At 77.3% G+C, this 14,145-nt stretch carries 13 protein-coding genes and 1 riboswitch; of the genes, 10 read left to right on the forward strand and 3 right to left on the reverse strand.

Features of this window, described 5'->3' with window-relative positions; all coding sequences use genetic code 11:
- Positions 1-116 precede the first annotated feature (116 nt).
- Both BLR12_RS22725 and trpD read left to right on the forward strand, forming a co-directional pair.
- Complete coding sequence (locus tag BLR12_RS22725) at positions 117-533, forward strand: hypothetical protein (RefSeq protein WP_091382767.1); 417 nt, start codon at positions 117-119, stop codon at positions 531-533.
- Positions 530-1,585 carry an anthranilate phosphoribosyltransferase gene (trpD, locus tag BLR12_RS22730; RefSeq protein ID WP_091382769.1) on the forward strand — a complete coding sequence of 352 codons (1,056 nt, stop codon included), beginning with the start codon at positions 530-532 and terminating at the stop codon, positions 1,583-1,585. Before BLR12_RS22725 ends, trpD begins: the two co-directional genes overlap by 4 nt.
- A 66-nt stretch (positions 1,586-1,651) precedes the next feature.
- Here the strand turns inward: trpD and BLR12_RS22735 are convergent, their stop codons facing one another.
- Together BLR12_RS22735 and BLR12_RS22740 are read right to left on the reverse strand one after the other, a co-directional pair.
- Entirely contained in the window at positions 1,652-1,939 is a 288-nt protein-coding gene (locus BLR12_RS22735; RefSeq protein WP_091382771.1) for an Lrp/AsnC family transcriptional regulator, read from the reverse strand.
- A 178-nt stretch (positions 1,940-2,117) separates the two neighbouring features.
- A complete protein-coding gene (locus BLR12_RS22740) occupies positions 2,118-3,959 on the reverse strand; it encodes a DEDD exonuclease domain-containing protein (RefSeq protein ID WP_255363715.1) in 1,842 nt (613 codons plus the stop codon).
- Between the two features lie 184 nt (positions 3,960-4,143).
- On the opposite strand from BLR12_RS22740, the gene BLR12_RS22745 reads away from it, so the two are divergent.
- The 5 genes from BLR12_RS22745 (at position 4,144) to BLR12_RS22765 (ending at position 10,191) form a co-directional block, all read left to right on the forward strand.
- Positions 4,144-5,841: a M15 family metallopeptidase gene (locus BLR12_RS22745; RefSeq protein ID WP_091382775.1), complete on the forward strand. Its 1,698-nt coding sequence runs from the start codon at positions 4,144-4,146 to the stop codon at positions 5,839-5,841.
- Between the two features lie 98 nt (positions 5,842-5,939).
- Positions 5,940-6,281 (forward strand): hypothetical protein, encoded by a 342-nt coding sequence (locus BLR12_RS22750; protein WP_091382777.1) that lies wholly within the window; start codon positions 5,940-5,942, stop codon positions 6,279-6,281.
- Between the two features lie 174 nt (positions 6,282-6,455).
- Positions 6,456-6,614: riboswitch (cyclic di-AMP (ydaO/yuaA leader) on the forward strand.
- 16 nt (positions 6,615-6,630) lie between these two features.
- On the forward strand, positions 6,631-7,713 hold the full coding sequence (locus tag BLR12_RS22755) for a C40 family peptidase (RefSeq protein ID WP_091382779.1): 1,083 nt from the start codon (positions 6,631-6,633) through the stop codon (positions 7,711-7,713).
- A 76-nt stretch (positions 7,714-7,789) separates the two neighbouring features.
- Complete coding sequence (locus BLR12_RS22760) at positions 7,790-9,073, forward strand: M48 family metallopeptidase (protein ID WP_091382781.1); 1,284 nt, start codon at positions 7,790-7,792, stop codon at positions 9,071-9,073.
- Entirely contained in the window at positions 9,070-10,191 is a 1,122-nt protein-coding gene (locus BLR12_RS22765) for a glycosyltransferase family 4 protein (RefSeq protein WP_091382783.1), read from the forward strand. Before BLR12_RS22760 ends, BLR12_RS22765 begins: the two co-directional genes overlap by 4 nt.
- Before the next feature lie 78 nt (positions 10,192-10,269).
- Here the strand turns inward: BLR12_RS22765 and BLR12_RS22770 are convergent, their stop codons facing one another.
- Positions 10,270-12,063, reverse strand: a complete 1,794-nt coding sequence (locus BLR12_RS22770) for an AMP-dependent synthetase/ligase (RefSeq protein WP_091382785.1) — start codon at positions 12,061-12,063, stop codon at positions 10,270-10,272.
- Positions 12,064-12,220: 157 nt separating this feature from the next.
- On the opposite strand from BLR12_RS22770, the gene BLR12_RS22775 reads away from it, so the two are divergent.
- Genes BLR12_RS22775 through BLR12_RS22785 form a run of 3 tightly spaced genes read left to right on the forward strand, consistent with a single transcriptional unit; the run spans position 12,221 to position 14,143 of the window.
- Positions 12,221-12,655, forward strand: a complete 435-nt coding sequence (locus BLR12_RS22775; RefSeq protein ID WP_091382787.1) for an SRPBCC family protein — start codon at positions 12,221-12,223, stop codon at positions 12,653-12,655.
- Positions 12,656-12,662: 7 nt separating this feature from the next.
- Entirely contained in the window at positions 12,663-13,817 is a 1,155-nt protein-coding gene (locus BLR12_RS22780) for an ArsA family ATPase (RefSeq protein ID WP_091382789.1), read from the forward strand.
- Positions 13,817-14,143 carry a hypothetical protein gene (locus tag BLR12_RS22785; protein ID WP_091382791.1) on the forward strand — a complete coding sequence of 109 codons (327 nt, stop codon included), beginning with the start codon at positions 13,817-13,819 and terminating at the stop codon, positions 14,141-14,143. The genes BLR12_RS22780 and BLR12_RS22785 overlap by 1 nt, the downstream gene beginning before the upstream one ends.
- Positions 14,144-14,145 lie beyond the last annotated feature (2 nt).

Here is a 14,145-nt window from a genome sequence, read left to right on the forward strand (position 1 = left end):
TCGCTCCTGCCGAGGCCACGACCGCGGGTGGGATGTCGTCGCGCCGCCGTGACCTCCCCGATACCGGGACCCCGTCCTGCCCGGTCCGCGCGCCTCCTGCCACTACGCTCGGCGCCGTGAGTGACGCCGCCCCGGCCACCGTCCTGGTCTACAGCTCCCGGCCCGAGGTGCGGGCCGCCGTGCGCACCGCGGTGGGCCGCCGTCCCGCCGCCGACGTGGGTCCCCTGACCTGGGTGGAGTGCGCCACGGGGGACGACGTCGTCGACACCGTGGACGGCGGAGGCGTGGACCTCTGCATCCTCGACGGGGAGGCGCAGCCGACCGGTGGCCTGGCGCTGGCCCGGCAGCTGACCGTCGAGGTGGCCGACCGCCCCGCGCTGTGCGTCCTCGTGGCCCGGCAGCCCGACCGGTGGCTGGCGCACTGGTCGCAGGCCGACGCCACCCTGCCGCTGCCGGTCGACCCGCTGACCGCCCCCACCGTCGTCGCCGGGCTGCTGCGCGACCGGGCGGGACGGCGACCGGTCGCCCGGTGACCGCCCGACCTCCCGCCGGACCGACCTGGCCGGCCCTGCTCACCCGCCTGCTCGCACGCGAGGACCTCTCCGCCGAGGACACCGCCTGGGCGATGCGCGAGGTGATGACCGGCGAGGCCACCCCCGCGCAGATCGCCGGGTTCGCCGTCGCGCTGCGCGCCAAGGGCGTGGCGCCGCAGGAGCTCGGCGGCCTGGCCGCGGAGATGCTCGCCCAGGCGACGCCGGTCGAGCTGACCCGGCCGGCGGTGGACATCGTCGGCACCGGCGGCGACGGCGCGCACACCGTCAACATCTCCACGATGGCCGCGGTGGTCACCGCCGCCGCCGGGGTGCCGGTGGCCAAGCACGGGGGCCGGGCGGCGTCGTCGTCCTCCGGTGCCGCCGACGTGCTCGAGGCGCTGGGCGTGGTCATCGACCTGCCGGCCCCGGCCGTCGCGCGCTGCGTGGAGGAGGCCGGCATCGGGTTCTTCTTCGCGCCGGTCTTCCACCGGGGCATGCGGCACGCGGCCGTGCCGCGGCGCGAGCTCGGCATCCCGACGGTCTTCAACTTCCTGGGGCCGCTGACCAACCCGGCGCGTCCGGCCGCGGCCGCCATCGGTGTCGCCGACCCGCGCATGGCCCCGGTCATGGCGGAGGTGCTGGCCGCGCGCGGTGTGCGGGCCCTGGTCTTCCGGGGGGACGACGGCCTCGACGAGCTGACCACCGCCACGACGTCGTCGGTGTGGGTGGTGCGCGACGGCGAGGTGGAGCCCGACCGGGCCGACCCCTCGGCCCTGGGCATCGCCGAGCCGCCGGCGGGCGCGCTGCGCGGCGGCGACCCGGCGTTCAACGCCGACGTCTTCCGGCGGGTGCTGGCCGGCGAGCCCGGCCCGGTGCGCGACGCGGTGCTGCTCAACGCGGCCGCGGCGCTGGCCGCCTCCGGCGAGCGTCCGGCGCGGCTGCACGACGCGCTGGCCGCCGGCCTGCAGCAGGCGGCGGCCGCGGTCGACGACGGGCGGGCCGAGGCCCAGCTGGCGCGCTGGGTGGAGACCAGCCGGGCGCTGCGCGGTTAGCGCCGCTGGCCCCGTCCCGAGGCTCGCGCCGAGCGGAGCGAGGCGTGAGGAGGACGGGGTCCTCTGTCAGTCGGCTGTGTCGAGACCGATGGAGAACGCGGCCTCGAGGTCGTGGCGGGAGTAGGCCCGGAAGGCGATGTGCGTCTCGGTCTCCAGCACGCCGGGGACCTTGTTGATGCGGCCGGCGATCACCTCGGCGATCTGCTCGAACTCGCGCACGCGCACAACGGCGATGAGGTCGACCTCGCCGGCGGTCGAGTAGACCTCGCTGACCCCGTCGAGGTCGGCGACGGCCTCGGCCACCTCGGGGATCGCGTCGGTGGCCGCGTCGATCATGACGATGGCGGTGATCACGCCGGGGATGCTAGTAGAAGGACCCTCCTGCCCCCCACGCCTCGCTCCGCTCGGCACGGGCCCCTGCAGGAGGGCCGTTCCAGCACGTCACCGGCTCGGCACCGGGCCCCTGCAGCGAGGCCGTTCCCGCACGTCACCGGTTCGGCACGGGCCCCTGCGGGAGGGCCGTTCCCGCACGTCACCGGGCGGCCGCGAGCCGCTCGGGGCGGGCGCGGGTGCCCAGCGCGCGGCCGTCGGCGAACGGGTCGCGTCCGGCGCGGCCGGCCTCCACGCGGTCGAGGAAGCCGGAGTAGCCGCCGGTGCCGGGCACCGGGCAGGCCAGCGTCCCGTCGACCCGGACGAGCCGCGTGCCGGGCTTCTCCATCCAGCGCAGCACCAGCTCGGTCTCCTCGACCGACGCGGCCAGCTCGCCGTCGGGCCCCAGGGGTGTCTCCGCGGTGGCCAGCAGCCCGTCGAGGACGGCCCGCACCGAGCTGCCGCGCGCCGCGCACCCGGCGGCCACCAGCCGGCCCCGGCGGACGACGGACAGCTGCCAGCCGCCCTCGCCGTCCGGCCGGGCCAGCACCAGCTCGGGCACCGCGGCGAGGGACTCCAGGCGCTGGCGGCGGCGCACCGCGCGCACGAGCGTGGCGACCCGGTCGCGCAGCACGGCGGCGTCCTCGTAGCGCTCCTCGGCGGCCAGCCGGTCGACGCGGGCCAGCAGCGGTGCCAGCAGGGGGTGCGGGTCCGCGGCGACGGCGCTGCGCAGGACCTCGGCGACCGCGCCGTACTCCTCGACCGACTGGGCGCCGGTGCACGGGGCGCCGCAGCGGCCCATCCCGGCCAGCGCGCAGGCCGTGCCCAGGACCCGCACCGAGAGCCGGCCGGTGCACTGGCGCAGCGGCAGCGACTCGTGGACGGCGGCCACCGCGGCGTCGGCGGCGCGCCGGTCGGCGAAGGGCCCGAGGAAGACCCCCGCCCCCGGGCGCACCCGGCGGACCACCGACAGCCGCGGGAAGGGCTCCTCGGTCAGCCGCACCCACAGCGCCCGCTCGGGGAACCGCGAGCGCCGGTTGTAGCGGGGTTTGTGCTCGGCGATCAGCCGCAGCTCGCGGACGGCGGCCTCCAGGTCGTGGGCGCAGGGGATGGCGTCGACCCGCTGGGCCAGCGCGACCATCTCGGTCATCCGGCTGCGCTGCTCGCCGGCGGTGAAGTAGCTGCGCACCCGGCTGCGCAGGTCGGTCGACGTCCCGACGTAGAGCGGCTCGTCACGGGGGCCGCGGAAGAGGTACACGCCGGGGCCGCGCGGGACGTCGTCGGCCAGGTGCCGCTTGCGCAGCCGGTCGGGGTCGACCTGGCGGGTGAGGCCGGTCAGCTCCTCCAGGCTGGTGATGCCGAGCGGGCCCAGGCGTTCGAACAGCCCGTGCAGGACGTCGACGGTGGCGCGGGCGTCGGCCAGCGCGCGGTGGCAGGGCTCGGTGGTGGTGCGGAAGAACGGCGCCAGGGTGGCCAGCTTGCAGTTGGGCACCTCGTCGCGGCTGAGCAGCCGGCGGGCGAGCACGGCGGTGTCGACCGACGCGGTCGCCGGCCACGGGACGCCGTTCTCCGCGCAGGCGGCCCTGAGGAACCCGAGGTCGAAGGGCGCGTTGTGGGCGACCAGCACGGCGCCGCGGGCGAACTCGAGGAAGTGCGGCAGCACCGACCCGATGCGGGGCGCCGCGGCGACCATCGTCGAGGTGATCCCGGTGAGCACGCTGATGTAGGGCGGGATCTCGCAGCCGGGGTCGACGAGGGTCTGGAACTCCCCGAGCACCTGCCCGCCGCGCACCTTGACCGCGCCGATCTCGGTGATCGCGCTGTCCTTGGGGGAGCCGCCGGTGGTCTCCAGGTCGACGACGACGAACGTGACCTCGGCCAGCGGGGTGCCCAGCTCGTCGATCGTGGCCTGCTCGTAGCGCGGCAGCCCGGCGGCGGCCCGGGCGGCCGTCCCGGCCAGTCGGGCGGGGGAGAGCGGCACCGGCCTGGCGGGGGAAGGGCGCACGGGGCGGACGGTAGGTCGGGGCGCTGACAGTCCCGGGGACGCGCGCCGGGCCGGGCGCCCGCCACTGCGCCGGCGTCCTCCCCCGAGGGGGCGAGGCCGCACGCGCAGAGCTGGCCGCCGGGCGGTGTCCGGGACACCATCGACGGGGACGGAGCCCGGTCCTGGACACGCGCGGAGGTGGCCGATGCGCCGGAGCTCCCTGGCCGTCGCGGTGGCGGCGGCCCTGCTGCTCGTCCCCGTGCCCGCGCTCGCCGCGCCCGGCGACGCGCCCGTCGTCCCGGCCAGCCTGCTGGACAGCCCGGAGCTCGACGAGCTGCAGCGGCGCGCCGCCGAGGTGCAGGCCGACCTGCAGGAGCACCAGGCGCGGGTCGTCGAGGCGCGGGCCGCCCTCGACGCCGCGCGGCAGGCCGCCGCACGGGCCGAGGCCGACATCGCCGCGGCGGACGCCGAGCTGGTGCGGACCCGGGCCGAGGTGGCCCGGCACGCGTCGGCGGTGTACCGGGACGCCGGGCAGGTCACCGCACTGACCGTGCTGCTCGGCGGCGGCGGCCCGGGTGACGTCGTCGCCGCTGCCGGCCTGCTCGACGCCGCCGAGCGGCACGCTGCCGAGGTGGTGGCCGCCGCGGAGCGGCAACGGCAGGAGGCCGCGGACCGCCGGGCGGAGGCGGAGACGGTGCGGGCGACCGCCCGCGCCCGCGCCACGGAGCTCACCACCCAGATCGAGGAGCTGGAGGCGGCCGCGGCCGCGGCGACCAGGGACCTGGACGGCGCCGTCGCCGCGGTCGACCGCGAGCTGGGTCGCCAGCGGGAGGAGCAGCGCCAGGCCGGTCGGCAGGCCGCGGCCGCCTGGCACGCCCACCTGGACCAGCTGGCCGCGGCCGGCGTCGACCCGCCGCCCGCGGCCGTGCTGCGTGACCCGGCGGCGGGCCTGCCGGGCGGGCTGGCACCGGTCCCCGCGGCCGAGGGCGGCGCGCAGGCCGGAGCGGCCCAGCTGCCCGGCTCCTCGCCCGTCGTCCTGCCCGCCGAGACCGTCGCCGCGGTCAGCGCGGCGGTCGACGCCCTGGACCGGCCCTACTCGTCCGGGGCGACGGGGCCGGGCGCGTGGTCCTGCGGGGGCCTGGTGCAGAGCGTCTACGCCACTGCCGGCGTCGACCTCCCGGGCGGCCAGGCGGACCTCTACGCCGTGACCACGCCGGTCGACCCGGCCGACGTCCTCCCCGGGGACCTCGTCTTCCTCGGCGGCGGGCGGTCCGGGCTGGGCAACGTGGGCATCGCGCTGGACGAGCGCACGGTGCTGGCGGCCGACGCCCGCGCCGGGGCCGTGGTGGTCGGCCGGCCACCGGCCGACCGGGTGCTGGGGGCCGGGCGGCCCAGCCTGGGGCAACGCACGGCCGTCGCGGCGCCGGGGCCGTCCGGCGGGGCGCTGCCGGTGGAGTGCGGCGACGTCCGCCACCCGCCGTCGACGGCCGGCGGGCGGGCGTGGGGCGGCTTCCCCAACGGGCTGGTCCCGCCCAGCGCGCTGTGCCCGCTCGGGGTCGGCGCGCACGCGATGCGCTGCGACGCGGCGGCGGCCTACCAGGCGATGAGCAGCGCCTACGCCGGCGCGTTCGGGACGCCGCTGTGCCTCACCGACTCCTACCGGACCTACGCCGAGCAGGTGCGCCTGTACGGCGAGAAGCCGGAGCTCGCCGCGGTGCCCGGCACCAGCGACCACGGCTGGGGCCTGGCGGTGGACCTGTGCGGCGGCGTCGAGCGGTTCGGGACGCCGCAGTACGCCTGGATGGTGGCCAACGCCGGCCGCTTCGGCTTCCTCCACCCCGGCTGGGCCGACCCCGGCAACGGCCGCGAGGAGCCCTGGCACTGGGAGTACGCCGGCGCCTGAGCCGGAACTGTCGGTGCCCGCTCCTAGCGTCCTGGCCGGATCGACCGGGGCCGTGGACGGTCCCTCGCGCCGAGGGTCGGCCAGCAGAGGAGTGGACCGTGTTCATCGACTGCGACACCTGCACCGCGCGCGGCACCGGCTGCAGCGACTGCGTCCTCACCGTGCTCCTGGGGGCGCCCCCGGGCTGGCAGGGCGCCGGCCCCCCGGTGGTGCCGATGGCCGCCCGGCGGGACGGCGGACCGACCGCCGAGGACGTCGTGGTCGTGCCGCCCGGAGTCGTGGTGGAGTTCGACGAGGTCGAGCGCCGCGCCGTCCGGGTGCTGGCCGAGGCGGGGCTGGTGCCACCGCTGCGCCACCAGCCCGCCCCGCGCCCCGTCCCCACGCGGCGGGCGGTCGCCGACCGCCGCGCCGGCGGGGAGTCGCGGCGCCGCACCGGCTGACCGCGTCGCGCGTCCCGGGCGGGCCTGGCGGCGTGGCGGACCGCGGCGGGTGGGCCGGATCCCACAGTCCCCACCGCCCCCGTTCGTCACTCCTCGCCCACGCCCGTACGGTGAGCCGGTCCGGCCGGGTGGTCGTCACCTGCACACAGGTGACCTCGGCCGGGAACCGCCGAGTCGCCCGAGGCGCCGCACCGGTGCCGAGGGGGAACCGGGGACCCACCGCAGCACTGGGGTGAGTTCTCCCGCGCACCGGTCCGCCGGGGCGCCGAGATAGGGCACTTCTTCCCAGCCCGAACCCGTCAGCTAACCCGGTAGGCGGTCGCTGAGGAAGAACGGAGAGCCGCCGCCCGTGGCGACCCCCCGCCCTGCCCTGGGGCATGCCGTCGATCAGTCCCACCCCGACCACCCGGTCGCATCCCGCCGCCCCACCCCCCGCGCCCTCGGTCGCGGGCTGGTCCTGGGAGCCAGCTGCGCCCTGGCCCTGACGCTCCTGCCGGGCACCGCCGCCGCGGACCCGGAGGAGGCCACCACCGCCGCGCAGGCGGCCCAGCTGGTCGCGGGCGCCGCCCACGAGCTCGAGGTCGTCACCGAGCAGGTCAACGAGGCCCGCGAGACCCTCGCGCAGCAGCGGGCCGCCGTAGAGACCGCCGACCAGGCCGCTGCCGGCGCGCAGGCGCAGCTCGACGCGCTCGACGGGCACATCCGGCAGGTCGCCCGCGCGGCCTTCACCTCCGGCGACGGCACGACCGAGCTGGACCTGCTGATGACCAGCGGGTCGGCCGAGGAGTTCGTCTCCCGGCTGGCCACCCTGGAGGCCATCGCCGGCCACACCGAGCAGGTGCTCGGCGAGGTCGTCGAGTCCGCCACCGCGGCGCGGCAGGCCCGCGCCGACGCCGAGGCCGCCCGGGCCGCCGCCCAGCGCACGCTGGACGACGTGACCGCCCGGCAGTCCGCGCTGGAGGCCGACATCGCCGGCTACGAGGCGCAGTACGCCGCGCTGTCGGCGCCGCAGCAGCAGGAGGTCGTGGCCGCCCACGCGGGCCAGGCGGTCCCCACCGCGGCGCCCGCCCCCGCGGCGAGCGGGGTCGCGCAGACCGCCGTCAACACCGCGCTGGCCCAGGTCGGGGACGCCTACGTGTGGGGCGCCGGCGGGCCGGACGCCTTCGACTGCTCGGGCTTGACGCAGTACGCCTACGCCGCGGCCGGGATCAGCCTGCCGCACTCGTCGCGCATGCAGGCCCAGATGGGCACCGCGGTCTCCCGGGCCGACCTGCAGCCAGGTGACCTGGTCTTCTACTACAGCCCGGTGAGCCACGTGTCGATGTACATCGGCAACGGCCAGATGGTGCACGCCTCGACCTCCGGCCAGCCGGTGAGGGTCGTGAGCGCGGACTCGATGGACGGCGTCGTCGCCGTGCGCCGCATCGCCTAGGAGGACCCCCGCGACCGGTCCACCCTGGCCGGGTGCCGTCCCGACCGCCGCGGACCCGGACCATAGGATCGACCGGGTGAGCGGGGCGGGGCGGGAAGGTGCTCGCGCCGCGCTGCTCCTCGCCGCCGGGCTGGGCGCCGCGGTCGTCGTCGTCATCGCGGTGGTCCCGCCCTGGACGCTGCTGGCCGAGCCGGCCGGCGGGCGGAGCCCGGTCGAGCCGGCCGACGTCCTCCCGCCGGACCTGCTGGAGCGGGCCGAGTCCTTCGCCGCCGCGCTGCGCCCGGCGTCGCTGGTCTCGATCGTGCTGGGCCTGGTGGTCTCCGCCGTCCTCGGTCTGACCCCGCTCGGGGCCCGGCTGGTGCGCACCGTGGCCCGGCCGTTCGGCGGCGGGTGGGTCGCCCAGGTGCTGCTGGGCACGGCGGCCGTGATCGTCGTCGGCCGCCTGGCGTCCCTGCCGGTGTCGGCGTACGCGGAGGTGGTCCGGCACCGCTACGGCCTGTCGACCCGCGGCTGGGGCCTGTGGCTGCGCGACGTCGCCGTCTCCACCGCCATCAGCGCGGGCATCACGGCGCTGGCGCTGGCGGGCCTGCTGTGGCTGGTGCGCCGGGCGCCGCGCACCTGGTGGGCATGGGCGTCGGCGGTCACCGCCGGCTTCGTCGTCGTCGGCTCCTTCCTGTACCCGGTGGTCATCGAGCCGGCGTTCAACCGCTTCGAGCCGCTGCCCGCGGGCGAGCTGCGCACCCGGCTGCTGGACCTGGCGGAGGAGAACGGCACACCGGTGCAGGACGTGCTGGTCTCCGACGCCTCGCGGCGGACGACGGCGCTCAACGCCTACGTGTCCGGGTTCGGCTCCACCCGCCGCGTCGTCCTCTACGACACGACGCTGGAGCAGCTGCCCGAGGACGCCGTCGCCTCGATCGTCGCCCACGAGCTCGGTCACGTCGTCCACCGCGACGTCCTCACCGGAACGCTGGTCGGGGCGCTGGGGGCCGGGTCGGCCGTGGCGCTGGCGGGCTGGCTGCTGTCGTGGACGCCGCTGCTGCGCCGCGCGGGTGCCCGGTCACCGGCCGACCCCGCCGTCGTCCCGCTCGTGCTGCTGCTCCTGTCGGTGGGCGGGCTGCTCAGCACCCCCGTGCAGAACCTGGTGTCGCGCCAGGTCGAGACGCGGGCCGACCTGCGGGCGCTGGAGCTCACCGGGGACGCCGGGGCCTTCGTCACGATGCAGCGGCAGCTGGCCGCGACCAACCTGTCCGACCCCGACCCGCCGGGAGCCTGGCACTGGTTCTTCGGCTCGCACCCGACGTCGGCGCAGCGGATCGCGTTCGCGCAGGACTGGCAGCGGCTGGAGGACGCCGGGTGAGGACCCTGGTCGTCACCAACGACTTCCCGCCGCGGCAGGGCGGCATCCAGACCTTCGTCGCCGCGCTGCTCGCCCGCCGCCCGCCGGAGTCGCTGGTCGTGCTCGCCTCCCGCTCACCGGGCTGGGAGGCCCACGACGCCGCGCTGCCCTACGAGGTGGTGCGCCACCCGACGGGGATGCTGCTGCCCACCCGGGGCGTGGCCCGCACCGCCGCCGGGCTGGCCCGCCGGCACGGCTGCGACACCGCGTTCTTCGGCGCCGCGGCGCCGCTCGGCCTGCTCGCGCCGGCACTGCGCGAGGCCGGGGTGCGCCACGTGGTGGGGGCGACCCACGGCCACGAGACCGGCTGGGTGGCCCTCCCCGGCGCCCGGCAGCTGATGCGCCGCATCGCCGCCGGGCTCGACGTGCTGACCTGCATCAGCGACTACACGCGGGACCGGCTGGCGCCGGCGCTCGGGGACGTGACGCGGATGGCGCAGCTCTCGCCCGGCGTGGACGTCGACCACTTCACCCCGGCCGCCGACGGCGCCGCCGTGCGGCAGCGGTACGGGCTGGGGACGGCGCCGGTCGTCGTCTGCGTGTCCCGGCTGGTGCCGCGCAAGGGCCAGGACGTGCTGGTCGAGGCGTGGCCGCGGGTGCTGGCGCGGCACCCCGGCGCCCGGCTGCTGCTGGTCGGCGGCGGCCCGCTGGAGGACCGCCTGCGCCGGGCGGTCGCGGCGCGGGGGCTGGCGCGTTCGGTCGTCCTCACCGGGCCGGTGCCGCCGGAGGAGCTGCCCGAGCACTACGCCGCCGGCGACGTCTTCGCCATGCCCTGCCGCACCCGCCGCGGCGGCCTGGACGTCGAGGGCCTGGGCATGGTCTACCTCGAGGCCGCCGCCTGCGGCCGCCCCGTGGTGGCGGGGACCTCCGGCGGGGCGCCGGAGACGGTGCGGGAGGGGGTCACCGGGCACGTCGTCGCCGACCCGCGATCACCGCGGGCGGTGGCCGCCGTCGTCACCGGGCTGCTCGACGACCCCGAGCGGGCCCGGCGGATGGGCGCGGCCGGCCGGGCGTGGGTCGAGCGGCGCTGGTCCTGGACCTCGATCGCCGCGACCTACGCCGACATCCTGGGCGGGTGAGTCGGCGGAGGCCGCGGCGCGGCCCCGTCCAGAGGCTCGCCCCGAGCCTGCGAGGGGTGAGGAGGACGGGGTCCTCTTTCAGCGGCTGTAGAGCTCCTCGACCTCGCCGTCGAACTCCTTGAGGACGACGGAGCGCTTGAGCTTCAGGCTCGGCGTCAGCATCCCGTTGTCCTCGGTGAAGTCCGTGCCGAGCACCCGGTACCGCTTGATCGCCTCGGCCTGGGACACCGCCTTGTTGGCGTCGGCGACCGCGGCGTCGAGCTCGGCGCGCACGTCGGGGTCGTCGGCCAGCTGGGCGGCGGTCAGGCCGCCGTCCTTGCCCTTGGAGGCCAGCCACAGCGGCAGCGCCTCCTCGTCGAGGGTGACGAGCGCGGCGATGTAGGGCCGCTGGTCGCCGACGACGATGCACTGGCTGACCAGCCGGTGCGCGCGCAGCCGGTCCTCGAGGACGGCGGGGGCGACGTTCTTGCCGCCCGCGGTCACCAGGATCTCCTTCTTGCGCCCGGTGATCGTCACGAAGCCGTCGCCGTCGATCTCACCGAGGTCACCGCTGTGGAACCAGCCGTCGGCGTCGATGGCCTCCTCGGTGGCCTTCTCGTTCTTCCAGTAGCCGCGCATCACGATGCCGCCGCGGATGAGGATCTCGCCGTCCTCGGCGATGGCGAACGAGACGCCGGGCAGCGGCCGGCCGACGGTCCCGACGCGGATCGCGTCGTCGTGGTTGACCGACGCGGCGGCGGTGGTCTCCGTGAGGCCGTAGCCCTCGAAGACGGTCACGCCGATACCGCGGAAGAAGTGGCCGAGCCGCTCACCGAGCGGGGCGCCGCCGGAGATGGCGCCCTGGCAGCGGCCGCCGAGCGCGGCGCGCAGCTTGCCGTAGACCAGCCGGTCGAACAGCGCGTGCTGCAGACGCAGCCCCAGGCCCGGGCCGCCGGTGTCCTGGGCGCGGGACCAGTCGATGGCCACCTGGGCGGCCCGGTCGAAGACCTTGCCCTTGCCGTCCCCCTCCGCCTTGGCCTTGGCGCCGTTGTAGACCTTCTCGAACACCCGGGGGACGGCGAGCACGAAGGTCGGCGTGAACCCGCCGAGGTCCTCGACCAGGTTCCTCACGTCCGGCGTGTGACCGATGACGGTGCGGGTCTTCACCGCGCCCACCTGCAGGACGCGGGCCAGCACGTGGGCCAGCGGGATGAAGAGCAGCAGCGAGCCCTCCGGGTTCATGAACCGGCTCAGCAGGCTCATGCCGTTGCCGATCTCGAACAGGAAGTTGCGGTGCGTGAGCTCGCAGCCCTTGGGCCGGCCGGTGGTGCCACTGGTGTAGATCAGCGTGGCCGGGCTGTCGGCGTCCAGTGTCGCCCGGCGGGCGTCGAGCTCGCTGTCGGGCACGTCCTGACCGGCGACGCCGAGCGTGCCGACCGCGTCGTCCTCGATGACGAAGACGGCCTGGAGGTCGGGAGCCTGGTCGCGCACGGACTCGACGGCCGCGGCGTGCTCGTCGCGCTCGACGACGGCCGCGGTGGCCCCGGAGTCGGACAGGATCCAGGCGACCTGGTCGGGGCTGGAGGTCTCGTAGACCGGGACGACGACCGCGCCGGCGGTCCAGATGGCGAAGTCGAAGACGGTCCACTCGTACCGGGTCTTCGCCTGCAGAACGACGCGGTCGCCGGCGGCCACGCCGGAGGCGATGAGGCCCTTGGCGACGCCGCGGACCTCCTCGCCGAACTGCCGCCAGGTCACGTCGACCCACCGGCCGTCGACCCGGCGCCGCAGCCCGGTCTCGTCGCCGTGCCGGGTGACGTTCTCGTCCAGCATGTCGGTCAGGGCCTCGTCCTGGCCCACCTCGGTGGTCGCGGGGACGCTGAACTCGCGCACGCCTCGTCCTCTCCTGCCCGCCCGGTCCCGGGCGCCGTCGCCCGGGGCCCGGAGCCGGGGCCTCTCGGGGGAATCTAACCGCTGCTCCCTACCCATGAGTAGGGACGGTCGGCGTCGCCACCCGCCCGTGTGGGGCCGAGCGGCTAGCCTGCTCGGCATGGCCGACCAGTCCACCCAGTCGATCACGGTGGCCGCACCGCCGGCCGACGTCATGGCCGTCATCGCCGACTTCCCGGCCTACCCGCAGTGGGTGGCGGCGGCCAAGCAGGTCGAGGTGCTGGAGACCGGGCCGGACGGCCGGGCCCGCCGCGTCCACTTCGTCCTCGACGCCGGCGCGGTCAAGGACGACTACGTCCTCGAGTACGTCTGGGAGGGTGACCGCCGGGTCTCCTGGCACCTCGTGCAGGGCCAGATGCAGAAGCGGCAGGAGGGCTCCTACACCCTCACCGAGACCCCGCCGGGCAGCACCGAGGTCACCTACGCCATCGCCATCGACCTCAGCATCCCGATGCTCGGGATGATCAAGCGCAAGGCGGAGAAGGTCATCCTCGACACCGCGCTCAAGGAGCTCAAGAAGAGGGTCGAGGGCTAGGCGGCAGGTGCGCACGATCCTCCTCACCGGGCCCGGTGGGGCCGGTACCACGACCCTCGCGGCCGCGACCGCGGTCCGGACCGCCGCCGACGGCGCCCGCACGCTGCTGCTGCTCCGCCCGGGACGGCGCCCGGCGGGGCTGGACGGCGTGCCCGGGCTGGCGGTCGCCGCGGTGCCGCCGCTGGCCGCGGTCGAGGCGCTGTGGTCCTCGGCGGGCGACGCGCTCGCCGCCGTCCCCGGCCTGACGCCGCCCCCGCCGACGTCGGTGGTGCCGCTGCCGGGCACCGCCGAGCTGGCGCTGCTCGCCCGGCTGGCCCGCGCGGCCGCCGACGACGAGGCCGACACCGTGGTCGTCGACGCCGGCCCGCTGGAGTCCGGCACCGCGCTGGTCGCCCTGCCCGGCGCGCTGCGCTGGTGGCTGGACCAGGCGCTGCCGACCCGGCTGCGGGTGCTGGGCGCCGTCCGCACCGCCGCCGTGCGGTCCGGTGCGGCCGCGCGCGGGCCGGTCGACACCGTGCTCGACGCCCTGCCGCCGCTGGAGGCCGCGCTCGGCCGGCTGCCGCTGGCCGACCCGGCGGTCACCGAGGTGCGGCTGGTGGCGGTGCCGCGCGCCGGCGCCGTGCCCGCGCTCCGGACGGCGGTGACCGCGCTCGCCCTGCACGGCCAGCAGCCGGCCGCCGTCCTCGCGCGGGTGCTGCCCGACGGCGGGACGGGGGAGTGGTGGGCGGCGCGCGCCGCCGAGCAGGACGCCGCGCTCGCCACGCTGGCCGAGCTGGCCCCGGTCCACCGGGTGGCGGAGGCCGCGCAGGAGCCCGCGGGGGCCGCGGCGCTGGCCGGCCTGATGCCGCCCGGGGACGACGACCCGCCGGTGGCCGCGCCGACCCCGACGGTCGACCGCGGGGACGGCGCGCGGCGCATGGTGCTGCCGCTGCCCTTCGCCGAGCGCGGGGACCTGGAGCTCACCCGCTGGCAGGACGACCTGGTCGTCACCGTGGCCGGGACCCGCCGCTCGCTGCGGCTGGACTCCCTGCTGCGCCGGTGCGTGGTCACCGGCGGCGCGCTCGCCGACGCCGGGACCGCCCGGGCGCGGCTGGAGGTCGCCTTCACACCTGATCCCCAGCAGTGGCCGGCCGCCCTGCTGGCCGCCGAGGGGAGCACGTGATGACCGAGGGACCGGACTGGCTGGAGCAGGCCCGCCGGCTGGTGACCGGGCTGGGGCAGACCCTCGGCTCGGCGGTGCGGGACGGTGCCGCGGCCGGGGGGGCCCCCGGCGCTCACCCGGCGGACTGCCGCTGGTGCCCGGTGTGCCAGGCCGCGTCGGTGCTGCGCGGCGAGCGCCCCGAGGTCACCGACGCGCTGGCCGACGTCCTCACCGCCGCCGCCGCGGCGCTGCGCGGCCTCGCCGAGCCGCCGCCCGCACCGGCCCCCGAGGCCGCGGCCGAGGAGGAGCCGCCGGCTCCGCCGGTCCAGCGCATCGAGATCGCCTGAGT

Origin of the sequence: Geodermatophilus sp. DSM 45219, assembly GCF_900104025.1 — a bacterium.
Classification (GTDB): domain Bacteria; phylum Actinomycetota; class Actinomycetes; order Mycobacteriales; family Geodermatophilaceae; genus Geodermatophilus.